This window comes from Pallidibacillus pasinlerensis (assembly GCF_009996845.1).
Classification (GTDB): Bacteria; Bacillota; Bacilli; order Bacillales; family Caldibacillaceae; genus Pallidibacillus; species Pallidibacillus pasinlerensis.
Map to the genome: position 1 here is coordinate 1 of NZ_JAACYS010000051.1, position 24,816 is coordinate 24,816.

The 24,816-nt window shown below is 33.8% G+C and carries 26 protein-coding genes; all 26 read left to right on the forward strand.

The genetic code is table 11. The annotated features are described in order from the left end of the window. Window positions 1-229: 229 nt before the first annotated feature. On the forward strand, window positions 230-1,390 hold the full coding sequence (sucC, locus tag GW534_RS10935) for an ADP-forming succinate--CoA ligase subunit beta (protein WP_161921055.1): 1,161 nt from the start codon (window positions 230-232) through the stop codon (window positions 1,388-1,390). A 57-nt stretch (window positions 1,391-1,447) separates the two neighbouring features. Then, window positions 1,448-2,350, forward strand: coding sequence for a succinate--CoA ligase subunit alpha (gene sucD, locus GW534_RS10940; RefSeq protein ID WP_161921056.1), 903 nt, complete (start codon window positions 1,448-1,450; stop codon window positions 2,348-2,350). A 133-nt stretch (window positions 2,351-2,483) separates the two neighbouring features. Then, entirely contained in the window at window positions 2,484-3,380 is an 897-nt protein-coding gene (gene dprA, locus GW534_RS10945; protein ID WP_161921057.1) for a DNA-processing protein DprA, read from the forward strand. A gap of 207 nt (window positions 3,381-3,587) precedes the next feature. Continuing rightward, entirely contained in the window at window positions 3,588-5,675 is a 2,088-nt protein-coding gene (gene topA, locus GW534_RS10950; RefSeq protein ID WP_161921058.1) for a type I DNA topoisomerase, read from the forward strand. A 226-nt stretch (window positions 5,676-5,901) separates the two neighbouring features. Continuing rightward, window positions 5,902-6,798, forward strand: coding sequence for a tyrosine recombinase XerC (gene xerC / locus GW534_RS10955; RefSeq protein WP_161921059.1), 897 nt, complete (start codon window positions 5,902-5,904; stop codon window positions 6,796-6,798). Window positions 6,799-6,815: 17 nt separating this feature from the next. Then, a complete protein-coding gene (gene hslV / locus GW534_RS10960; protein WP_161921060.1) occupies window positions 6,816-7,358 on the forward strand; it encodes an ATP-dependent protease subunit HslV in 543 nt (180 codons plus the stop codon). Between the two features lie 36 nt (window positions 7,359-7,394). Continuing rightward, window positions 7,395-8,807 (forward strand): HslU--HslV peptidase ATPase subunit, encoded by a 1,413-nt coding sequence (gene hslU, locus GW534_RS10965; protein ID WP_161921061.1) that lies wholly within the window; start codon window positions 7,395-7,397, stop codon window positions 8,805-8,807. Between the two features lie 57 nt (window positions 8,808-8,864). Then, the gene (codY, locus tag GW534_RS10970) at window positions 8,865-9,641 is read left to right on the forward strand and encodes a GTP-sensing pleiotropic transcriptional regulator CodY (RefSeq protein ID WP_161921062.1); all 777 of its coding nucleotides are present in this window, start codon (window positions 8,865-8,867) and stop codon (window positions 9,639-9,641) included. 542 nt (window positions 9,642-10,183) lie between these two features. Next, the gene (gene flgB / locus GW534_RS10975) at window positions 10,184-10,576 is read left to right on the forward strand and encodes a flagellar basal body rod protein FlgB (RefSeq protein WP_161921063.1); all 393 of its coding nucleotides are present in this window, start codon (window positions 10,184-10,186) and stop codon (window positions 10,574-10,576) included. Beyond that, window positions 10,573-11,022, forward strand: coding sequence for a flagellar basal body rod protein FlgC (gene flgC / locus GW534_RS10980; protein WP_161921079.1), 450 nt, complete (start codon window positions 10,573-10,575; stop codon window positions 11,020-11,022). Before flgB ends, flgC begins: the two co-directional genes overlap by 4 nt. A gap of 92 nt (window positions 11,023-11,114) precedes the next feature. Beyond that, the gene (fliE, locus tag GW534_RS10985; RefSeq protein ID WP_246204095.1) at window positions 11,115-11,360 is read left to right on the forward strand and encodes a flagellar hook-basal body complex protein FliE; all 246 of its coding nucleotides are present in this window, start codon (window positions 11,115-11,117) and stop codon (window positions 11,358-11,360) included. A 77-nt stretch (window positions 11,361-11,437) separates the two neighbouring features. Beyond that, window positions 11,438-13,036 carry a flagellar basal-body MS-ring/collar protein FliF gene (gene fliF / locus GW534_RS10990; RefSeq protein ID WP_161921064.1) on the forward strand — a complete coding sequence of 533 codons (1,599 nt, stop codon included), beginning with the start codon at window positions 11,438-11,440 and terminating at the stop codon, window positions 13,034-13,036. Window positions 13,037-13,047: 11 nt separating this feature from the next. Further along, window positions 13,048-14,058 (forward strand): flagellar motor switch protein FliG, encoded by a 1,011-nt coding sequence (fliG, locus tag GW534_RS10995; RefSeq protein WP_161921065.1) that lies wholly within the window; start codon window positions 13,048-13,050, stop codon window positions 14,056-14,058. Then, on the forward strand, window positions 14,051-14,815 hold the full coding sequence (gene fliH / locus GW534_RS11000) for a flagellar assembly protein FliH (protein ID WP_161921066.1): 765 nt from the start codon (window positions 14,051-14,053) through the stop codon (window positions 14,813-14,815). Before fliG ends, fliH begins: the two co-directional genes overlap by 8 nt. Next, window positions 14,815-16,131 (forward strand): flagellar protein export ATPase FliI, encoded by a 1,317-nt coding sequence (gene fliI, locus GW534_RS11005; RefSeq protein WP_161921067.1) that lies wholly within the window; start codon window positions 14,815-14,817, stop codon window positions 16,129-16,131. Before fliH ends, fliI begins: the two co-directional genes overlap by 1 nt. Window positions 16,132-16,133: 2 nt before the next feature. Continuing rightward, complete coding sequence (gene fliJ, locus GW534_RS11010) at window positions 16,134-16,574, forward strand: flagellar export protein FliJ (protein WP_161921068.1); 441 nt, start codon at window positions 16,134-16,136, stop codon at window positions 16,572-16,574. 5 nt (window positions 16,575-16,579) lie between these two features. After that, window positions 16,580-17,173: a MotE family protein gene (locus GW534_RS11015; RefSeq protein WP_161921069.1), complete on the forward strand. Its 594-nt coding sequence runs from the start codon at window positions 16,580-16,582 to the stop codon at window positions 17,171-17,173. 30 nt (window positions 17,174-17,203) lie between these two features. Then, entirely contained in the window at window positions 17,204-18,610 is a 1,407-nt protein-coding gene (locus tag GW534_RS16815; RefSeq protein WP_161921070.1) for a flagellar hook-length control protein FliK, read from the forward strand. 8 nt (window positions 18,611-18,618) lie between these two features. Beyond that, complete coding sequence (flgD, locus tag GW534_RS11025) at window positions 18,619-19,275, forward strand: flagellar hook assembly protein FlgD (protein ID WP_161921071.1); 657 nt, start codon at window positions 18,619-18,621, stop codon at window positions 19,273-19,275. Between the two features lie 28 nt (window positions 19,276-19,303). Continuing rightward, window positions 19,304-19,684, forward strand: a complete 381-nt coding sequence (locus GW534_RS11030; protein ID WP_407670466.1) for a TIGR02530 family flagellar biosynthesis protein — start codon at window positions 19,304-19,306, stop codon at window positions 19,682-19,684. A gap of 80 nt (window positions 19,685-19,764) precedes the next feature. Continuing rightward, window positions 19,765-21,345, forward strand: a complete 1,581-nt coding sequence (locus tag GW534_RS11035) for a flagellar hook protein FlgE (RefSeq protein ID WP_161921073.1) — start codon at window positions 19,765-19,767, stop codon at window positions 21,343-21,345. Between the two features lie 80 nt (window positions 21,346-21,425). Further along, complete coding sequence (locus tag GW534_RS11040) at window positions 21,426-21,647, forward strand: flagellar FlbD family protein (protein ID WP_161921074.1); 222 nt, start codon at window positions 21,426-21,428, stop codon at window positions 21,645-21,647. Beyond that, window positions 21,640-22,062, forward strand: a complete 423-nt coding sequence (gene fliL / locus GW534_RS11045) for a flagellar basal body-associated protein FliL (RefSeq protein WP_161921075.1) — start codon at window positions 21,640-21,642, stop codon at window positions 22,060-22,062. The genes GW534_RS11040 and fliL overlap by 8 nt, the downstream gene beginning before the upstream one ends. Window positions 22,063-22,130: 68 nt before the next feature. Continuing rightward, entirely contained in the window at window positions 22,131-23,132 is a 1,002-nt protein-coding gene (fliM, locus tag GW534_RS11050; RefSeq protein ID WP_161921076.1) for a flagellar motor switch protein FliM, read from the forward strand. After that, window positions 23,125-24,360: a flagellar motor switch phosphatase FliY gene (fliY, locus tag GW534_RS11055; protein WP_161921077.1), complete on the forward strand. Its 1,236-nt coding sequence runs from the start codon at window positions 23,125-23,127 to the stop codon at window positions 24,358-24,360. Before fliM ends, fliY begins: the two co-directional genes overlap by 8 nt. Before the next feature lie 20 nt (window positions 24,361-24,380). Then, window positions 24,381-24,746: a response regulator gene (locus GW534_RS11060; protein WP_161921078.1), complete on the forward strand. Its 366-nt coding sequence runs from the start codon at window positions 24,381-24,383 to the stop codon at window positions 24,744-24,746. The last annotated feature ends 70 nt before the right edge of the window (window positions 24,747-24,816 follow it).

Consider the following 24,816-nt stretch of genomic DNA (forward strand, 5'->3'; position numbering starts at 1 on the left):
TTTTATAATATTTTAGTAAAAAGCTATGATAAGTCTGGATAAATTAGTATAATAGTTAATAAATAGTTAGGAAATTATAAATGTTACTAATTATACAACCGTGTTGAATTATGCAGGAAATGGGCTACATAAAGTAGAAAAAATTGTAAAAAGGTAGACAAGATTTTAACTATTGGATAAAATGTAGTCGCAGTTATTTTTTTATTTAGGGAGATTAGGAGGATGGGTAATGAATATTCATGAGTATCAAGGAAAAGAAATCCTCAGACAAAAAGGTGTTTCTGTTCCAAATGGAAAAGTTGCTTTTACTGTAGAAGAGGCTGTTGAAGCTGCAAAAGAATTAGGTAGTGACATTGTTGTCGTAAAAGCACAAATTCATGCTGGTGGTCGAGGTAAAGCAGGCGGGGTTAAAATTGCTAAAAACCTTGATGAAGTACGTACATACGCAGAAGAATTATTAGGAAAAACACTTGTAACGCATCAAACAGGTCCTGAAGGAAAAGAAGTAAAACGTTTACTTATTGAAGAAGGATGCGACATAAAGCAAGAATATTATGTTGGATTAGTCTTAGATCGTTCAATTTCTAGAGTGGTTCTAATGGCGTCAAGTGAAGGTGGAACTGAAATTGAAGAAGTTGCCGAAAAAACACCAGAAAAGATTTTTAAAGAAGAAATTGACCCATTAGTAGGACTTGCACCATTCCAAGCAAGACGAATTGCTTTTAAATTAGGTATTCCAAATGAATTAGTAAATAAAGCGGTTAAATTCATGATTGGTTTATATGAAGTCTTTGTGGAAAAAGACTGCTCAATCGCGGAAATTAACCCTCTTGTTGTAACTGGTGATGGAGATGTTATGGCATTAGATGCAAAATTAAACTTTGATGCAAACGCTCTATATCGTCACTCTGATATTGTGGAGCTTCGTGATTTTGATGAAGAAGATCCAAAAGAAATCGAAGCATCTAAATATGACTTAAGTTACGTTTCTTTAGATGGAAATATCGGTTGTATGGTAAACGGTGCTGGCTTAGCAATGTCAACAATGGATATTATTAAATATTATGGCGGTGAACCAGCAAACTTCCTAGATGTTGGTGGCGGTGCGACAACTGAAAAAGTAACGGAAGCATTTAAAATAATTTTATCTGATCCAAAAGTTGAAGGTATTTTTGTAAACATTTTCGGCGGCATTATGAAGTGTGATGTTATTGCCAACGGTGTAGTTGAAGCAGCTAAACAAGTGGGATTATCTGTTCCATTAGTTGTTCGTCTTGAAGGAACTAACGTTGATTTAGGTAAAAAGATTTTAGAAGAGTCTGGTATTAATGTTGTACCTGCTGAATCAATGGCTGACGGTGCCAAAAAAATTGTTGAGCTTGTAAAGTAGTTTCCTAAGTTAATAGATTTACATTGTTATGTATTTATTTGAAGGTGAGGGGTAAACATGGGAGTTTATGTAGATAAGGATACGAAAGTTATTGTACAAGGTATTACAGGTAAAACCGCCCTTTTTCATACAAAACAAATGTTAGAATATGGTACGAAAATTGTCGGTGGAACTTCACCTGGAAAAGGTGGTACAGAAGTTGAAGGAGTACCGGTATTTAACACAGTTTCTGAAGCGGTAGAAGCTACCGGTGCAACTGCATCCGTTATTTATGTACCGGCTCCGTTTGCAGCTGATGCAATTATTGAAGCGGTGGATGCAGAGTTAGACTTAGTTATTTGTATAACAGAACATATTCCTGTACTTGATATGGTAAAAGTTAAACGTTATATGGAAGGGAAAAAGACCCGTTTAATTGGACCGAACTGCCCAGGTGTTATTACAGCTGATGAATGTAAAATCGGTATTATGCCAGGATACATACATAAAAAAGGCCATATCGGGGTTGTATCCCGCTCTGGTACATTAACTTATGAAGCAGTTCATCAATTAACGCAAGCTGGAATCGGTCAATCAACAGCTGTTGGAATAGGGGGAGATCCTGTAAACGGTACAAACTTCATTGATGTTTTAAAAGAATTTAACGAAGATCCGGAAACTTATGCTGTTATTATGATCGGTGAAATCGGTGGAACAGCTGAAGAAGAGGCTGCATTGTGGGTTAAAGAAAATATGAAAAAACCAGTCGTTGGTTTCATCGGAGGTCGAACAGCCCCTCCAGGAAAACGTATGGGCCATGCTGGTGCAATTATTTCTGGTGGAAAAGGAACGGCTGATGAAAAAATTCGTGTAATGAATGAATGTGGTATAAAAGTTGCCGATACACCGGCAGTAATTGGTGAAACGTTAATAAATGTTTTGAAAGAAAAAGGTTTATATGAAAAATGTAAAACACATTAAATGTAGTATTTTCAAGGGGCTGAATTAATTTCAGCCCCATAAAAATATTTTTGTTCGCGATTGAGTTTCAATTTGAAAGAGGTTAAAATCTTCTTCTATTTATTCTATTATGTATAGGAGGAGCGTTTGACTAATGGAAAGTTCCTTAGCTAAATATCGTTTAGTCCATTTATATGAATGTCGTGGTATTGGTTCAAGGACTCTATATAAAATGTTGAAATTTGACCCTACCTTACATGATATATTTTTAATGACTAAACATGAATTACAATATTATTTTCAAATATCAAATCGATATATTGATGTAACTTATTTTGATATTCATAATAATGATCCAGCCAATACATATGAAAAATACGCAAAAATGAATATACAAATCATAACAATTTTAGATGAAATTTACCCGTACTTATTAAAGCAAATATATAATCCACCCCTTATTCTTTATTGTAAAGGGGATATAGAATTGCTATACAATGCGAGTTTGGCTGTCGTAGGCACGAGAAATCCGAGTAACTATGGTGTACAAGCAACGAAGGAAATTGTTCGTAGTTTAGTCAAGAAAAAATTTACTATCGTAAGTGGACTTGCTAAAGGTATAGATTTTATTGCTCATCAAACTTGTATCGAGCACACAGGACAAACTATTGCAGTTTTAGGTAGTGGCTTTTCCCACATATATCCACGAAATCATGAACAAATCGCAAATATAATAGGGAAGTCCCATTTACTTCTATCTGAATATCCTCCAAACACAAAACCTCAGAAGACAAATTTTCCTGAAAGAAATCGAATAATTAGCGGTTTAACAGTTGGAACTATTGTCATAGAGGCTCGAGAAAAAAGTGGATCATTAATTACGGCGGATTTTGCTTTAAATGAGGGTAGGGAAGTTTTTGCTGTACCTGGATCAATCTTTTCCGACACATCAAAAGGAACGAATTTCCTTATTCAACAAGGAGCAAAACTTATTCAATCTATCGATGATATATTATCTGAATTACCGAAAAATACTACACAAATGGTATGAAAAAAATTTTTTTGAATACACTATGCAAATAGAAACAAAACACAATTTCGTTAAAAATTCATATGATTTTATTATTGAAAAGGTTTTCTTATTGACAAAACATATCTTTTCCTTTAATAATTAGTGATAGTTTATTTCAAAAAAATATAAATAAAGATGTTTCTTGAATAAATGTAATTGAAAGAGAGACCTCTAAGGAGGATAAGCATGTCAGATTATTTAGTAATTGTGGAATCACCAGCTAAAGCAAAAACAATTGAACGTTACTTAGGAAAAAAATATAAAGTGAAAGCATCGATGGGACACGTTCGGGATCTACCGAAAAGTCAAATTGGTGTTGATACAGAACATAATTTTGAACCGAAATATATTACAATCCGGGGAAAAGGCCCTGTATTGAAAGAATTAAAGAGTGCAGCTAAAAAAGCAAAAAAAGTATATCTAGCAGCCGACCCGGATAGAGAAGGGGAAGCAATTGCTTGGCATTTAGCCCATTCATTGAACTTAGACACAGCTTCCGACTGTCGAGTTGTATTTAATGAAATTACAAAGGACGCGGTAAAAGAATCGTTCAATCATCCAAGACCAATTAATATGGATTTAGTTGATGCCCAACAAGCAAGAAGAATATTAGATAGACTCGTTGGTTATAAAATAAGTCCATTATTATGGAAAAAAGTAAAAAAAGGTTTAAGTGCAGGACGTGTTCAATCGGTAGCTGTAAAATTAATCATTGATCGGGAAAATGAAATTAAAAATTTTGTACCTGAAGAGTATTGGACTATTACAGGTCAGTTTGAATATAAAAAACAGTCCTTTACTGCGAGTTTTCATGGGATTAATACCCTCGATAATAAAAAACAAGAATTAAAATCTGAAGAAGAAGTTAAAAATGTTTTAGCTCAAATTCAAGAGGAAAAATTCACTGTCCAGTCGGTTACGAAGAAAGAAAGAAAACGTAATCCGTCGCCACCTTTCATTACATCTTCATTACAACAAGAGGCGGCAAGAAAATTGAACTTCAGGGCTAGAAAGACAATGATGATTGCCCAACAGTTATATGAGGGAATTGATTTAGGTAAAGAGGGTACAGTTGGTTTGATTACGTACATGAGAACGGACTCTACACGTATTTCAGAAACAGCGCAAAAAGAAGCACAAGAGTATATTTTAAATGATTATGGTGAAGAGTACACAAAAAAATCAACCGCTAAACGGAAAAATAATAATGCAAAAGTACAAGATGCCCATGAGGCTATTCGACCAACAAGTGTACATCGGACTCCTGCTTCTGTTAAAGGTGCGTTATCACGAGACCAATACCGTTTATATAAATTGATTTGGGAAAGATTTGTTGCTAGTCAAATGGCACCTGCTGTAATGGATACGATGACCGTTGATTTAGTAAACGGACCGATTGTATTTCGTGCTAATGGTTCTAAAATAAAATTCCCTGGATTTATGAAAGTGTATGTCGAAGGCTCTGACGACAATAAAGAAGAAAAAGATGCTATCCTACCTGATTTGAAGGAAGGTGATTCTGTAACAACAGAATCCATTGACCCAAAACAGCATTTTACACAACCACCGCCACGATATTCTGAAGCTCGCCTAGTAAAAACTTTAGAAGAGTTAGGAATCGGTCGGCCATCTACTTATGCACCAACTTTAGATACGATTCAAAGACGTGGTTATGTAGCTTTAGAAAATCGTCGTTTTATTCCTACAGAATTAGGGGAAATAGTCATACAACTTATATCGGAATTTTTCCCTGAAATTATTAATGTAGAATTTACTGCAAGAATGGAAAAAGACCTAGATGAAATTGAAGAAGGGAAAGAAAATTGGGTCAAAGTTATTGATGAATTTTATAAAGACTTTCAAGTTCGTTTGGAAATAGCAGAAAAAGAAATGGAAGAAATCGAATTCGAAGATGAGCCTGCAGGGGAAGATTGTGAAAAATGCGGTAATCCAATGGTATTTAAGATGGGACGCTACGGTAAGTTTATGGCATGTAGTAATTTCCCGGATTGTCGTAACACGAAGGCAATTTTGAAAGAAATTGGTGTTACTTGTCCGCATTGTAAAGAAGGGAAAGTTGTAGAACGAAAATCGAAAAAGCGCCGGGTCTTTTACGGGTGTAGTCAGTACCCAGAATGTGAATTTGTATCATGGGATAAACCAGTATCGCGCCCATGTCCGAAATGTGATCGTTTACTTGTTGAGAAAAAGCTTAAAAAAGGTGTACAAGTTCAATGTACAGAATGTGATTATAAAGAAGAACCTCAAGAGTGAGTTTTATTACTCACTCTCTTTTTTGTTTATAAATTTTTTAAAATTTATAAGGGTTTCGAATGGACAAAACGTGTCGGATTATGTAATATAGCTATGGCAAATGTTATGTAAGGTAATTTGTTGTCGATTAAGTACAATTCTGAAATTTATGAATTTATAGCGGATTAATGTTGCAATATTCAAAACTTTGTGCTACTATTTAGAGGTGCCTAAATGAGGTGAAAAGATGAAAGATAGAAGTGTATTGTTAACGGAGTTTATTGAATATTTGCAACTCGAAAAAAATTTTTCGCAACATACAATAGAAAGTTATAAAAAAGATATTTTAGATTTTTTTATGTTCATGGATGAACAAATAATAGTGAAACTTTCAGATGTAACGATTCAAGATGCTCGGATCTATCTTACAAAGCTATTTGAAAATCATTATGCTAGGAAGTCTATTTCACGAAAAATTTCAAGCGTTCGTACTTTTTATAAATATCTATTACGGGAGTCAATCCTCGATACTAACCCTTTTGCCCAAGTTTCTTCACCAAAACTGGAAAAAAAGCTCCCAGATTTTTTTTATGAAGAAGAATTGGACGTACTATTTAAATCCGTTGATACATCAACACCTGCTGGGCAAAGAAATAAAGCTTTATTAGAAGTAATGTATGCGACAGGAATACGGGTAAGTGAGTGTGCAAACATTAAGTTAACTGACATAGACTTCTCATCATCCGTGATTTTAGTAAGCGGAAAAGGAAAAAAAGAACGATATGTCCCATTTGGTCATTACGCACACGAGGCTTTACATACATATATTAATAATGGTAGGAAAGAGCTAATAAAAGATAAGGTTCATCCGTATTTGTTTGTAAATCAAAAAGGTACTCCGCTAACAACGAGAGGAATACATTATATTTTTAATCAACTTATAGAAAAGGCGGGAACAAATAAACGAATCCATCCTCATATGATAAGACATTCATTTGCAACACATCTTTTGAATAATGGGGCAGATTTAAGAACTGTACAAGAATTACTTGGGCATTCATCCGTTTCCGCTACCCAAGTATATACCCATGTGACAAAAGATCACTTAAAAAAGATATATAAGGCACATCATCCTCGTGCTTAAATAAAAGGAGGATTTATATGGAACAATTTCATGCGACAACAATTTTTGCAATCCATCATAACGGTAATAGTGCTATGGCTGGTGACGGTCAAGTAACATTAGGAAATCAAGTTGTAATGAAACATACTGCTCGAAAAGTAAGAAGATTGTTTAATGGGAAAGTTTTAGCAGGATTTGCTGGTTCAGTTGCTGATGCCTTTACATTATACGAACTATTTGAAGGAAAACTGGAAGAGTTTAACGGAAACTTACAAAGAGCAGCTGTTGAATTAGCTAAATCTTGGCGTCGTGATAAAGTATTGCACAAATTAGAAGCACTACTTATTGTTATGGATGAAAAAAATATGTTACTCGTATCTGGTAATGGTGAAGTCATTGAACCAGATGATGGTATATTAGCAATTGGTTCCGGTGGTAATTATGCCCTTGCAGCAGGGCGGGCTCTAAAACAACATGCAGGAGATACGATGACCGCAAGAGATATTGCCAAATCAGCCTTAGAAATCGCAGCAGATATTTGCGTGTTTACAAACGATAACATTATTGTAGAGGAAATCTAATAAAGCTTTTCATTTAGCGGAAAAGGAGTGGGTGGAATGAGCGAGAAAAATACTACGTTAGAATTAACACCTCGTCAAATCGTTGATCGTCTTGATCAATATATTGTTGGTCAAAATGGAGCGAAAAGAGCTGTCGCTGTCGCGTTGCGTAATCGTTATCGTCGTAGTTTACTACCTGAAAAATTACGCGAAGAAATTATGCCGAAAAACATATTAATGATTGGGCCTACTGGTGTTGGTAAAACCGAAATTGCACGTCGTATTGCAAAATTAGTTAAAGCACCATTTGTTAAAGTAGAAGCAACTAAATTTACAGAAGTTGGTTATGTAGGTAGAGATGTAGAATCGATGGTTCGTGATCTTGTTGAAACAAGTGTACGAATTGTTAAAAATGATAAAATGGCGGAAGTAAAAGAAAAAGCTAAGGAAAATGCGAATCGTCGTTTAGTTGATTTACTAGTTCCGTCAGCGAATAAACAGACGAGTTTTAAAAATCCGTTTGAAATGCTTTTTGGAACTACTACAGATACGAATGAAGAAGTAAAGAATGACGAAGAAGATTTAAGTAAAGCCGAAAAACGGAGAATTGTCCGTGAAAAATTAGCTGCTGGTGAACTAGAAGAAGAAATCGTTACAATTGAAATTGAAGAACAGGCTCCATCGATGTTCGACCTTTTCCAAGGTGCTGGAATGGACCAAATCGGTATTAATATGCAAGACGCTTTAAGTAGTTTAATGCCGAAAAAGAAAAAGAAAAGGAAACTTCCTGTCAAAGATGCTCGTAATATTTTAATTAATGAAGAAGCAAATAAATTAATTGATATGGACGAAGTCGTTCAGGAAGCAATTGATCGTGCTGAACAGGCTGGAATAATCTTTATTGATGAGATTGATAAAATTGCCAGCAAAGGTTCAACAAATTCAGCTGATGTATCTCGGGAAGGGGTCCAAAGAGATATCTTACCAGTAGTAGAAGGATCAACAGTTGTTACTAAATATGGACCTGTTAAAACTGACCATATATTATTTATTGCTGCTGGTGCTTTCCATATGGCGAAGCCTTCAGATTTAATCCCTGAATTACAAGGTCGTTTCCCGATTCGTGTCGAACTTGAAAAACTGCAAGTAGAAGATTTTGTTCGTATACTAGTGGAACCGAACAATGCATTAATTAAACAATATATTGCATTATTGGAAACTGAAGGTATAAAAATAGAATTTTCTGACGATGCTATTAAAAGAATCGCAGAAGTTGCTTTCGAAGTAAACCAAAATACAGATAATATCGGTGCGCGAAGATTACATACAATTTTAGAAAAATTGCTTGAAGATTTATCCTTCGAAGCCCCGGAAATGCCACATGGTCAAATTACAATTAATGCAGATTATGTGGATAGAAAACTTAAAGATATTGTACAAGATAAAGATCTAAGTCAATATATTTTATAAAAATTTTTTGAAAAAACATTATAACAAACAGATTTGATACATTTAGGAGGAATTACAATGGAATTATTAGCTAGAACTAGAAAAATCAATGCAATGTTACAAAATACAGGTGGAAATGCGGTAAACTTTAAAGATATGTCAGAAACATTACGCGATGTAATCGAAGCGAATGTTTATATTGTATCTAGAAGAGGGAAATTATTAGGTTTTGCAATTACACAACAAATTGAAAATGAACGTATGAAAAAAATGCTTGAAGAACGTCAATTCCCTGAAGAATACACAAGAAAATTATTCAATATTAATGAAACAACTGCAAATATTGATATTAATAGCGAATATTCAGTATTTCCTATAGAAAATAAAGATTTATTCCAAAACGGCTTAACTACAATCGTTCCAATCAATGGTGGTGGAGAACGTCTAGGCACGTTAATCGTATCCCGTCTTGAAGAAGAATTTAATAATGACGATTTAATTTTAGCAGAATACGGTGCCACAGTTGTCGGTATGGAAATCTTACGCGAAAAAGCTGAAGAAATTGAAGAAGAAGCACGTAGTAAAGCAGTTGTACAAATGGCGATTAGTTCATTGTCTTACAGTGAATTAGAAGCAATCGAGCATATCTTTGAAGAATTAGGTGGTAAAGAAGGTTTACTAGTTGCTTCTAAAGTTGCCGATCGTGTAGGAATTACTCGTTCAGTAATCGTAAATGCGCTACGTAAATTAGAAAGTGCAGGCGTAATCGAATCCCGTTCTTTAGGTATGAAAGGTACTTTCATTAAAGTATTAAATGATAAATTCTTAGATGAGTTAGAAAAAGTTAGATCATAATTTAACACAATAAAATATATAATTATGTTTTGGGAAAGGCTGTTCATTGGTTTATCCAATAGAGCAGTCTTTTTTCGTTTTTTAGCATGATTTAAATTTGCTATTATCAATGTTTATGTTTTATATATTTAATGTTTTTTTAACTTTATTACAAAAGTATTCATTAAAAAAGTTAGTGAAATAGAAATAGAGAAAAGGATAAATGTTAGCTTTTATTACTATTCCACTTAGCCTAATCACATCTAATTTTTGTAAATTTTATGTTTCGTATGTCCTAATCGTAATATTGATGTAAAATGAAATAGAATATAATCAATAATTGTCGAAAAAGATATGATTTCATAAAAAAGGTAATCAATAATTCATATTTATATTAGAAAAATATGAAGAAAATTAGTCTAAATGTTCACGAAATAGTACTAAATGCCTACAAAATTCGACACAAATTTTATAGACAACAAGTTTTATTCCAGCTAGAATAATATTGTAATGAAAATATATTTAAATAGTTAATTACATATTCAAATCAGGAGACGATATGAATGAGTCTTTTTTCAAACACGATTAATGTGCTTGAACGGGCACTAGATTATTCAACGTTAAGACAAAAAACAATCTCAAATAATATTGCAAACATTGATACCCCAAATTATAAGGCACAAGATGTTGTTCCGTTTAAAAAATATTTAAATCAAGAATTAAAATCTGGTTTAACTGCAAAACAAACGCATCAAAAGCACATCCCATTTCAATCTTCAACAAAATCCTTAACGATTACGCAAAAACATGTTCAATATAATGAAAGTGGTAACAGTGTCGATATGGATTATGAAATGGCGAAAATGGCGGATAATCAAATTTATTACAATGCGATGATTGAACGGATTAACGGTAAATTTAATACGTTGAAAAATGTAATAAAAGGAGGTCAATAATCTTGTTTTCTAGTTTAAATATAACTGCAAGCGCCTTAACAGCACAAAGATTACGGATGGACGTCATTTCTTCCAATATAGCTAATGCAGATACAACTAGAGCCAATTATGTTAATGGAGAATGGGTTCCATACCAAAGAAAATCTGTCGTCCTTGAACCGAAAACCGGAAGTTTTTCAAATTACTTAAATAAGGCGATGGGAAAATCGAATGCTAGTGAAGGTGTCGCAGTGACAAGAATTGTCGAAGACCAATCTCCTTTTAAACTCGTTTATAATCCTGATCATCCTGATGCAAATGAAGAAGGTTATGTACAATTACCAAATGTTGATCCATTAAGAGAAATGGTGGATTTAATAAGTGCAACCCGTTCTTACGAGGCGAACGTCACTACCTTTAACGCATCTAAGTCAATGTTAATGAAAGCCCTTGAAATTGGAAAATAAAAATTCCTAAATTAAAACGAGGAGAGATTTAGTTGACAATTAATCCATTATCTGTACAAGCATTAGCAACAAAAATAACACCATCTGAAAATATGAGAGTTAAACCTGCTGAAGTACAAGAGTCATTTTCCAATATGCTAAAAAGTGCAATTAATGAAGTGAATAATGCACAAGTTAAATCTGATATTTTAACAGAAAAATTAGCTAATGGTGAAAATGTACAGTTACATGACGTAATGATCGCATCGCAAAAGGCTTCTATTATGTTAGAGACAACGTTACAAGTTCGTAATAAGGTTGTAGAAGCATATCAGTCTATTATGAACATGCAAATCTAATTGAAACTAGGCATAATTTAGTACAAGTTTTAAATTGTTATGAACAAAAGAATTCAACTGTACGGAGAGAGAAATAAATGAATGCAACTGTACAAAACTATATAAATCAACTAAAAGAATTTTGGCAAAGTAAGTCCAACAAACAAAAGGGGATTATCATCGGTTCCATATTAGGTGCAATAATTTTAATTAGTGTCCTTCTCTTTTTTATGACTAGAACAAATATGGTTCCGTTATATAGTGACTTAACCCCTGCTGAAACAGGAAGTATAAAAGAAACTTTGGATAGTATGGGCATTCCATCAGAAATTACGAATGACGGTACAACCATTAAAGTTCCTGAAGACCAAGTAGATACATTATTAGTTGAATTAGCAGCGCAAGGAATTCCGGAATCAGGAAGCATAGACTATTCTTTCTTTAGTGAAAATGCAGGGCTCGGTATGACCGACAACGAGTTTAACGTAATGAAACTAGATGCTATGCAAACTGAGCTAGCGAATTTAATAAAAACCGTTGATGGTATAAAAGATGCCAATGTAATGATTACTCTTCCAAAAGAAGGAGTCTTCGTTGCAGATCAAAATGAAGCTGCTTCTGCATCTATTGTAATTACAACTAAACCGGGAAGTAATTTCTCAGAAAGTCAAATAAAAGCTTTATATACTCTTGTTTCAAAATCCGTTCCAAACTTACCTACTGATAATATCGTCATAATGGACCAAAACTTTAACTATTATGACTTGAAAAATGGAGAAAATTATCCTCAAAGTAATTTAATCGAATCTCAATATAATATGAAAAAAGAGATCGAAAAAGATATTCAACGTGAAGTTCAACGGATGTTAGGTATGTTAATGGGACACGATTCTGTTATCGTTTCTGTTACGGCAGACATTGATTTTACTCAAGAACAAAGAGAAGAAAATCTAGTCGAGCCTGTAGATGAAGAAAACATGGAAGGAATTGCAATTAGTGCGCAAAGACTTTCAGAAACATATACAGGTGAAAATGCAGGTGCCGGTGGTGTTCCTCAAGCCGAAGATCAAGCAGATGCTTTAGGTGCAACATATGTTCAAGGAGCACAAGGAAGCGGTGAATACGAGAATACGGAAGAAACAATTAATTATGAGGTTAACCGGATTCGAAAAGAAATTGTAGAAAGTCCATATAAAATTAAAGATTTAGGAATTCAAGTAATTGTAGAGCCACCTGAACAACCTACTGTTGGGACGGCTAATATAGAAGAAGATATTACAGAAATATTGAGCACAATTGTCCGCACAACGATTGATACAAGTGATGAAGGCGATGAATTTACCGATGCGGAAATTGAAAATAAAATAGCTGTATCCTTCCAAGAGTTTCTTGGTAAACAAGATACAAGTTCAGAAGAAGTACAATCTCAAATACCATTATGGGGTTTTATCGTGATTGCTATTCTTGTTGTTATCATAATTGTTCTATTAATCTTTGTTATTAGAAGAAAACGTGACGAAGATGAGTATTATGATGAACTCGAAGAAGAAGAGAAAGAGCCAACAGTCATCCCTGACTTAATTGAAGAGCAAGAAGAAACGGAAGAAACAATTCGAAGAAAACAAGTGGAAAAAATGGCGAAAGAACGACCAGATGAATTTGCGAAATTATTGCGTACTTGGTTATCGCAAGATTAGGAGGGTTGATATTGGCGACGAGAAAAGGATTAACGGGAAAACAAAAAGCAGCTCTCCTCCTTATTTCACTTGGTCCAGATGCTTCTGCAGAAATATATAAACATTTAACTGAAGAAGAAATTGAAAAACTAACATTAGAGATTTCTACTATAAAAAATGTAAGTTCAGATAAGAAAGATGAAATAATGGAGGAATTTTATAATCTGGTGATGGCTCAGGATTATATTTCTCAAGGCGGAATTGGCTATGCGAAAATGGTTTTAGAAAAAGCTTTAGGTGCAGAGCAAGCTGCTTCAATCATTAATAGACTAACATCATCATTGCAAGTTAAACCATTTGATTTTGCTAGAAAAGCTGATCCGAATCAAATATTAAACTTTATTCAAAATGAACATCCACAGACAATTGCATTAATACTTTCATATCTTGATTCAAACCAAGCGGCCCAAATTTTATCTAATTTACCAGAAGAAATGCAAGCAGATGTGGCAAGAAGAATTGCTTTAATGGATAGTACGTCACCAGATGTTATTTATAAAGTCGAACAAATTTTGGAACAAAAACTTTCAGCAACCTTTACTGCAGACTATACGCAAACGGGTGGTATCGAGGCTGTTGTTGATGTATTAAACGGAGTTGACCGTGCAACAGAGCGTACAATACTTGATGAATTGGCTGAAAATGATCCTGAATTGGCTGAAGAAATTAAGAAACGAATGTTTGTATTTGAAGACATCGTTACCCTTGATAACCGTGCAATACAACTAGTTATTCGCGATTGTGAAAATGAAGATTTAATTCTTGCGCTAAAAGTTGCAAGTGATGAAGTAAAACAAGTTGTCTTTAAAAATATGTCTACTCGTATGCGTGAAACATTCCAAGAAGAACTGGAAGTTATGGGACCGGTTCGCTTGCGTGATGTTGAAGAAGCACAAGGTCGCATCGTAGCTGTAATCCGTCGATTAGAAGAAACTGGTGAAATTATTATAGCCCGTGGTGGGGGTGACGATATCATTGTCTAACGTTATAAAAAGCAATTATGCCGAACATTCACGAGAGAAAATAATTTCAATCCGTTTATTTAATCCACAACAAGATAATAGTCATCCCGATACATCTGAGCGTGAAACGGGTACAGCGCTTTATGAAGAACACGTAAACAGAGCATATGAAGAAGCTGAAAATATATTATTAGCTGCGAAACAACAAGCTGAAGAGATTAGAAACCAAATTGAATTGGAAAGACAAGCTTTAGAAGAAGAAAAAAGACAAGTTTTTGAACAAGCAAAAAAAGAAGGTTTTGAAGCAGGAATACAATTAGGTAAAGAACAAGGATATCGAGAAGTTGAAGAGCAAATTCAATTTGCTAAGTCAATTGTTGATAATGCAAAGATTGAGTTTGCTCAATCAGTAGAAAGATCAGAGCATGTCATACTTGATATCGGTTTAAAAACAGCCGAAAAAATCTTAAATAGTACTTTATCGGAACAGCCTGATAAATTTATTAATCTCGTAAAAAAAGCCATAACTGAAACGATGGATCGAAAAGAAATTAATATTCTTGTTCATCCAAATTTATATGAAGTTGTCGTAAATAAGAAAGAAGAATATTTATCTCCGATTTTTCGAGATGCCCAAATTTTTGTTTATACAGATGTCAACTTAACTGAAGGTGGATGTATCATTGAAACCGATGGTGAGCGAATCGATGCAAGTATAGATAGTCAACTAAATGAACTTCGCATTAAACTTTTTGAAATTTTAAATGGTGATAATTAATGAAACTTATTGATTTAATTGATGAAATCCCTTTTATAGATACGTACAAGCATTACGGTAGTGTTACAAAAGTTGTTGGCATCTTGATTGAAGCAAAAGGACCGAAAAGCTCAATCGGTGATATTTGCTATATTTACCCGAAAAATAGTTGTAAAGAAAAAGGGATTATAGGTGAAGTTGTTGGCTTTAATGACAACAGTGTATTTATTATGCCCTACAATGAAGTAAACGATATCGCTCCAGGATGGGTTGTAGAAGGTACTGGAAGATCATTAGAAATAAAAGTTGGCGATGGTCTGGTCGGAAAAGTAGTTGATTCACTAGGAAAACCTATGGATGGTACACCATTACCAGAAAACTTGCAACGATGGGCAACAGATCACGAACCACCCAATCCATTAAGTCGCCCACCGATTAGTGAAATTTTAGAAGTCGGTGTTAGAACGATTGATAGTTTATTAACAGTCGGTAAAGGCCAACGGGTTGGGATTTTTGCTGGAAGTGGTGTCGGAAAAAGTACACTACTCGGTATGATTGCAAGAAACACAAAGGCAGATTTAAACGTCATTGCCCTTATCGGTGAACGTGGTAGGGAAGTCCGGGAATTCATTGAACGTGACTTAGGTGAAGAGGGGTTGAAACGTTCAATCGTTGTTGCAGCAACAAGTGATCAACCTGCATTAATGCGGATTAAAGGTGCGTATACTGCAACGGCAATCGCTGAATATTTCCGAAATAAAGGGCTTAATGTCATGTTAATGATGGACTCTGTAACCCGTATAGCGATGGCTCAACGTGAAGTTGGTTTGGCTGTCGGTGAACCACCAGCCACAAAGGGCTATACACCATCAGTTTTTTCTATATTACCGAAACTACTTGAGCGGACCGGAACAAATGAGTACGGTTCCATTACTGCGTTCTATACAGTTTTAGTCGATGGTGATGATTTAAATGAACCGATTGCTGATACAGTAAGAGGTATTTTAGATGGTCATATCGTCCTAGATCGTAATTTAGCTAATAAAGGTCAATATCCAGCTATTCATGTTTTAAAAAGTATTAGTCGTTTAATGAATGGGCTAGTCGATAATAACCATTTAGAAGCCGCCTCCAAGTTTCGAGATTTATTAAACACGTACTTACAATCGGAAGACTTAATAAATATTGGAGCGTATAAAAAAGGTTCTTCAAAGGAAATTGATACAGCGATTGAGTATTATCCTCATTTAATTTCGTTCTTAAAACAAGCAACGGATGAAAAATTAACTTTTGAAGAAAGTGTACAAGCTCTAAAATCATTAATTGCAGGTGAATAGGAATGAGTTTCACTTACAAATTCGGAAAAATACTTGAAATACGTGAGAACGAAAAGGAGCAGCAGGCGATTGTTTATGATAAAGCTGTTCAAAGGTTTAAAGAAGTTGCAGAAAAACTGTATGAATTATTGAAGAAAAAAGAAGAACTAGAAAATCATCAATTGAATAAAATCCAGACAGGAATGCCTATTCAAGAAATAAGATTTCATCAAAAGTACTTAATGAATTTGCAAAAAGAAATAGACCATTATCAAAACCTTGTTATTCATGCACGTCATCATATGCAATTTGAAGAAAAACGATTAATCGATAAAAATATTGAAGTCAAAAAATTCGAAAAAATAAAAGATAAAGAGTATGAAAAATACTTACAACATATAGCTGTTGAAGACAATAAGATAATGGATGAAATTTCGACGCAAATTGTAGCGAGGGAGAAATAGGGTCAATGAAAAAAGATGTAGAAAATGAAACGAAAAAACGATCAAATATTGGAAAGAAGATCCTATTCGCATTTGTCTTACCGATTGTAGTTATTTTATTAGTTATTACTATAACCTTTTCGATTTTAGGAAAAAACATTTTTCAAGAGGCTTCAAGTATACCAGTAATTGGAACATTGTTTTCAAGTGATAAATCAGCTCTAACGACGGAAGATTTGCAAAGGCAAATTAATCAATTAAAAGCAACGCTTAGTGATGAACAAGCTAAAATAAGTGATCTTGAATTACTTTTAGAACAAAAAGAAGCAGAACTCAAAGCGCTAAAAGAAGAAAAAGACCAATTAGAAAATGATTTAAATAATGAAGCTACAACTGACAGTTCAGATGAAACAACAGAAGAAGAGTGGATTTCTGTTGTAAAAACATATGAAAATATGAAACCTAAAAATGCAGCAGCTATTCTCACTTCTATGGATGAATCTACTGCTTTAAGTATTTTAAGTAGTATGCGAGAAAAAAATGTTGCAGCGATATTAGAAAAGATGCCGGCAGAAGATGCAGCAAAATTCACAGCTAAATTAATGCAATTGCAACAATAACAACTCCTCATTTTGAAAGGAGGTGAAAATGTGAACAGTGTGTTACCTTTATTAAATCAATCAAATGCTAACTCACTAAAAGGGATAACAAAAAGTAGTCGTATGAGTGGGAGCATAGAACATTCTTTTCAAGACGCATTACATGCTCATACAATAAACAATCAAGAGGAAACCATTGAACCAATAGCAAATTTTAATGAAAACATCGAAGACATGGTTAAGGAATTTTTATCTGAAAGTTTATTACCTGAGCCAGAAATGGTTGATCGAAAAAATGAGTTATTAGATCAACTATTTCAACAGCCCAATTATTCCTTAAAAGAACTTTTTTCATCGATTAAGTCTATTCTGACTTCATTGTTAGATCAAGTACCGGTAGTTCATGAAGATATGCATGATAAAATATCGGAACTATTACAAACAATGGAATTAGTTAACTTTGAACAACTTGATGATAGTCAAGAATTTTTTATGGACTTCCTTTCGATTTTGTCGCAGGTAGACTTAACAAATGTATTTTTACAACAACAAGAATTAACAAATACGGTTAAACAAAACAATTACATACAATTTCAACAGCTTTTTAAAACGCTCAAAGTTCTTGTTGAAAAGTTTAGTTCGAACAGTGAATTGTTCAATAGAGTAACTTCAGAAGACCGAATCGTTTTTGAGAAGGTTCTTCAACAATTACGAAACATATTAGCTAATGAAGCTGTGTTAAAACAGGCATATGCTAACGTTGAAAACCGAGATCAATCCGAAGTTCTAAAATTCCCATCTGTATATGTGCCAATAAAAAATATTGACCAAAAAGCTGTCTTAACATCAACACAAACAATGCAGTTAGGAGTAGGATGGAATCAAAATAACGAAAGTGATAGTTTTGTAACTACGTCCCAATTAGAGGGGGATTACGACACTATATTAGGAAATGATAGAGTGACGAATGTACTTTCTAATACAACAGCAGGACAAAAACTAGATTCAATAACATTACTTAATGAACAAAACAAACCGGTTACTTACGAGCGATTTGTGCAACAATTTGCATCCATTATTAATAAGGGGAAATTGATCAATAATGGACAGTTACAAAAATTAACAATTCAGTTAAAACCAGAACATTTAGGTTCTTTAAAAATTGAATTAGTCCAACAAAATAATGAAATGATTGCGAGAATCATTTCGACAAGTAAGACGGCAAAAGAGCTTCTTGATTCACAAATTCAAGGTCTACGTCATGCATTTATTCAACAAAATATTACTGTTACAAGAATTGATATTGAAACCCAAATGTATCAAGACGATCAACAACGTTTTAATCATCAAGAGAATTCGAAAGATCAAGGTAAACAAGAACAAAAACACCAACAAGAACAAGGCCGAGATAAGTTTTCAGACACTCTTCAGGAAACATTAGTAAACTATGAAGTTTAGGTGATAGTATGACAAATATAATTAATTCGGATTTATATTTACCGTCGTTACAAAAAGAAGCGAAACAAAAAAATAATAATACGCTCGGTCAAGATGCATTCTTGAAAATATTAATTACTCAGTTACAACATCAAGATCCAGCAAATCCAATGCAAGATACGGAATTTATTTCCCAAATGGCAACTTTTTCTGAACTGGAACAAATGATGCAAATGAACCAAACGTTGCAAAAGTTAGTAGAGAGTCAGAAAAGCCAACAATTATTTTCATATAATCAGTTATTAGGACAAGCAGTTGAATGGGAAGAAATTATTATTGATCCAGAAAATCCTGAGGCTGCACCTAATGTTATCAGTGGTAAAAACATTATCCAAGGAATTAGTTTTTCTACAGATGGACCTATATTTACTTTAGATAATGGGGTAGAAATCACATTAGAACATATAAAAGGTATCTCAACTGACTCAAGTGAGATTAATTCAAATTCAATTGTATCAGCAAGTCTGTTAATTGGAAAATTGGTTAGCTGGAACTTTGAGGATGAAATTAAATCTGCCATCGTTGAATCTGTGTCAAGAAAAGATGGTCGAATTTATTTTAATTTAAATGATGAAGATAAAACTAAACTGACAGATGATCAAATTATTTCAATCGAGTTGGCTTAATTGAACTTAAAGGATAAGGATGATTGCGATGAACATTCATAAGCCATTTATTCCGCCTCTAGGTTTTGAAAAAACGATTACGGTCAGGCAAAATCAACTGGTAAAAACGAATAATGGTTTTGCGAGTCATTTAAGTGATGCGATTGCGAGTGAGAGTAAATTAAAGATAAGTAAACATGCGAAATATCGGATCGAACAGCGGAACATCGAGATTAGTTCGGAAAAATGGAATAAAATCGATGCCAAGTTAAATGAAGCAAAACAAAAGGGTGTAAAAGAATCCCTCGTTTTATTAGATAATGCAGCGCTCATTGTTAGTGCTCAAAATAAAACAGTGATTACAGCAATGGACCGTAATGAAGCGGAATCACAAATTTTTACCAATATAAATGGTACGATTATTATTTAGGGCTGGACCGATAAGGAAGCCTTTCGCTTGCGGACCGACAGATGCAGCGAACTTACATAAAATTGAAAGGAGTTTTAAATATGTTACGATCTTTATACTCTGGAATTAGCGGTATGAAAAATATGCAAACGAAACTCGATGTAATTGGTAATAACATTGCCAATGTTAACACACATGGTTTTAAAAAAGGTAGGGTTACATTTAAAGATGCAATCAGCCAAACAATCAGTACAGCATCCGGACCTTCAGCAACTTTAGGTGGTAAAAACGCCCAACAAGTTGGTCTAGGAGTAGAAACAGCATCCATTGACACAGTCTTTACAGAAGGTAGTTTACAAACTACAGGTCGTGTACTTGACTTAGCGATTTCAGGTGGAGACGGTTATTTTGTTGTAAGAAATGGAGCAAATAATTACTACACTCGTGCTGGAAACTTTTATTTAGACGAACAAGGTTATTTAGTTAATTCTGATGGGAACTTTGTTCTTGCATATGATTCTTTTGATAATACATTAAGTAATATACAAGTACCGAAAAATATTTTATCCAATACTTTCGGATTAATAGGAAATTTAGATGAGACAAAAAGTCCAATTAATTTTAACCAAACTGTTTATGATAACAACCTTCAAGAACATTCTATTAATTTTCAATTTACTAAGGGTACAGGCAATACATGGGATGTTCAATTAACTGAAAATGGTACAACTTTAACCAATTTTAACATTTCTTTCAATAGTACTACTGGAGAATTTTCATTTATTAGTGTTAATGGTGAAAAAGTTAATTCTGGAAGTTTTGCATTACAATTAGATGATGGTCGAGGTGGTACCGTTGAAGTAGTTTTAGACTTAGATTTCAATAACGTTACATCAGTAAAAGATACTGTTATTAATATAAATGGTGCGGGTTCAAATAAGATAACTTTAAGCGGTTCATTATTATATGAGGATCCTACAGAAAACGATGCCCCAGGAGATCCTGATTTAACTTCTATTTTAGTAACAGATGGACCAACTCCATTCAATATTGGACTGGATTTTGTACAAGGTGAAAGGACTGATTCTATAACAAAATGGACAGTTAATTTATCACATACTACCAGTGCAATAACACCTGCTACATTAGAATTGAGTTTTGATAATATCACTGGTGATTTAGTAAGTATTAATGGGGTTAGTAATAATTTAGATGAGTTCCCATTTAACATTGATGTAAATGGCGATGGTAAGTATGAGAGTTTTAAAATTGATTTTTCAAAACTAAACGCAACAAGTAATAGGGAGTTTGTTTTCCAACCAGCAGTCGCCGAACTTCAAGAATACAGCATCAGCGGTACAGGTGATTTTATTGCTCAATATAGTGACGGTTCCGTTCGTACAATCGCAAGCCTTGCCTTGGCTAGATTTAACAACCCAGAAGGTTTAACGAAAATTGGTGGCAATCTATTTAATGTTTCAGAAAACTCTGGTGCCCCAGTATTCGGTAATGGCGGACCTGGTTTCGGTAGTATCGAAAGCGGAAAACTTGAAATGTCTAACGTTGATCTAACAGAAGAATTTACAGAAATGATCGTTGCACAAAGAGCGTTCCAATCTAACTCAAGAATTATCACTACTTCAGATGAAATTTTACAAGAAATTGTAAACTTAAAACGTTAATTTTCTAATATAACACTAGAGAGAGTTTTATTCTCTCTAGTATTTCCCAAATAAATACTAAAAGCGTTTAGGAGGTTGCTGTGATAAAATTAACTAGACTTAACGGTAAAACCTTTTATTTAAATGCTTTACTAGTTGAGACGATTGAATCCTTTCCCGATACTACAATACTATTAACAAATGGGAAAAGGTATGTAGTGAAAGAAAACGAAGAGACAGTCGTTAAAAAAACAATGGAATTTTTCCGAAGTGTTCAATTAATAACGATTGATCAGCAGGAACAGGAGGATCGCGATGAATAAAGGCGTTAAATTTTTAATCATTTCCATGACAATAGTAATTATTTTACTCGCTGCTGGTCTTTATCTTTTCTATCAAAGAAGTTTAGAAAGTGCTGAAGACGAGCCTTCTGTAGATGTAATTGTAGCAAATTCTTTAGAAATACCTGAGCTAACAACAAATCTTGCAAGCAATCATTTTATTCGTATTGCTTTTACAATTCAAACTGATAGTAAAAAAGCAAAAGAAGAGTTAGAGAAACGCGACTTCCAAGTCAATAATACAATTATAAAACAGTTATCAGGTATGGAAGCAGAAGATTTAGAAGGAACTGAAGGGAAAATTAAATTAGAAGAACTATTAAAGTCAGCCTTTAATTCTTTATTAGATGAAGGAAAAGTTGAACAAGTTTATATAACATCTGCAATTATTCAATAATTTATTTAAAAAATCATGGTTTGAAGAGAGTTCATCAATTTTTTATTGATGGCTGGAGGTGAGAATACATGCCATCTGAAGATATATTATCCCAAAGTGAGATAGACGCCTTACTTTCTGCCTTATCAACCGGAGAGTTAAGTGCTGATGAAATAAAAGAAGAAAAAAAAGACAAAGTTAAAACATATGATTTTAAACGAGCTCTTCGTTTTTCAAAAGAACAAATTCGTAGTCTGACAAGAATTCATGAGAATTTAGCTAGACTGCTTACGACTCATTTATCTGCCAAACTTCGGACATATGTACAAGTTTCGGTTACAAGTGCAGACCAATTACCCTATGAAGAATTTGTTCGTTCAATACAAAAAATGACGATGTTATATTTATATGAGTTAACGCCTTTGGAAGGGAATATGTTAATTGAAATAAATCCGAATATTGCATACGCAATGTTGGATCGGGTTCTAGGTGGTTCTGGAACAAGTGTCAATAAAATTGACCAATTAACGGATATAGAAGAAGAGCTAATGGCGAATTTATATAAATCGGCATTTGAATGTTTGAAAGATGCATGGGAAACGGTCATTGATATTGAACCTAAAATGCAAAGTTTTGAAGTAAACCCACAGTTTTTACAAGTCGTCTCACCGAATGAAACCGTTGTTGTTATTTCGTTAAATACGGTAATAGGTGATACAAGTGGCATGATTAATATTTGTATTCCACACATTGTGCTGGAACCAATCATTCCAAAACTTTCTGTAAGTTATTGGATGCAGACGGAAAAGAAAACTGAAAACCCTGAAAATGCTCAAGCAATTCAAACCCAATTAAAACATAGTAAATTACCAATTATTGCTGAATTAGGAAACTCAGAAATTACAATCGAAGAGTTTCTGCAACTATCAATTGGGGATTGTATTGAATTAAATAAAAATATTAATGAACCATTGACCATCAAAGTTAAAGATGTACCAAAATATTATGGTCAACCAGGGAAAGTTAATAAAAATTTAGCTATTCAAATACTTGACTACATTGAAGAGGAGGGAGAAGAGTTAAATGAATGATGGAATGCTTTCCCAAGAAGAAATTGATGCATTGTTAAATGGATCTTTTGATGAAATGGATGAAAAAGAGGATAAAGCTAATCACAATAATAAAACAGATGAGGAGTTATTAAGTTCATTTGAAAAAGACGCTTTAGGAGAAATTGGTAACATATCTTTTGGTAGTTCAGCAACAGCATTATCAACATTACTTAATCAAAAAGTTGAGATTACGACACCAAAAGTAACAATTATTAAACAGGATCAACTTGAGGATGAATTTCCTAAACCCTATATTGCTATTTCTGTCGACTATACTACTGGATTTTCAGGTAGGAATCTCCTTGTAATAAAGCAATCTGATGCAAGTATTATCGCGGACCTAATGCTTGGAGGAACTGGTGAAAATGTTAATGAAGAAATAAATGACCTCCAACTTAGTGCAGTTCAAGAAGCAATGAATCAAATGATGGGTAATGCAGCAACGAGTATGTCAACAGTGTTTCAAAAGCGAGTTGATATCTCACCACCAACCCTTGACCTACTAAATTTACCTGAAGGAAAAGGAACTGAACAATTACCTGATGATGACTATATTGTAAAAGTATCTTTTAGTTTAAAAGTTGGGGAATTAATCAACTCATCCATCATGCAGTTATTTACAATTCCTTTTGCTAAACAATTAGTAAATGATTTAGTAGATTCAACACAAAATGAGGCAACAAGCACCGTGTTAGAAGAAAAGGAAGTTGAAGTTATTCATGATGAGGATAATGAGATGGCTAATTACAAAATAGATTTAAATCAAGAAGAAAAACAGAATACAATTCAACCCGATGTTGGACAAGGGCAATACACTCATCAGCCAAATCAAATGGATTATTTCCAAGAACCAACTGTTCAAAATCAACCGAAACAACAGCCGATTAAAAATGTTCAACCTGCTAAATTTGCTGATTTTGGCACTGCATCTACCCCTACTGAAACACCAAGGAATTTAAATATGTTGTTTGATATTCCACTTCAAGTGACAGTAGAATTAGGTAGAACAGCTAAAGTTGTAAAAGAAATTCTTGAACTATCACCAGGATCTATTATAGAACTAGATAAACTCGCAGGTGAGCCGGTTGATATTTTAGTAAATAATAAGTTAATTGCTAAAGGTGAAGTTGTCGTAATTGATGAAAACTTCGGTGTTCGTATTACTGATATTTTAAGTCAACAAGAGAGAATTAAAAACATGAATTAATTAGTTAGGGAGGAAATAAAATGGGAAATCGAATTTTAATCGTTGATGATGCTTCATTCATGCGAATGATGATTAAAGATATACTTGTGAAAAATGGCTTTGAAGTTGTTGGCGAAGCAGCTGACGGTGCTCAAGCTGTTGAAAAATATAAAGAGTTACAACCAGATTTAGTGACGATGGATATTACAATGCCTGAAGTTGATGGTATTGCTGCATTAAGAATGATTCGTGAATATGATCCAGATGCTAAAGTTGTTATGTGTTCAGCTATGGGACAACAAGCGATGGTCATTGATGCAATCCAAGCAGGTGCGAAAGACTTTATCGTTAAACCATTCCAAGCTGACCGGGTGCTAGAAGCAATTAAAAAGACATTAGGTGCTTAATATTTTTTTAAATGTGTTCTGTTTGGTTTTGGGAATTGAAAGTAGGTGGCAGATAAAGAATGACAAACAA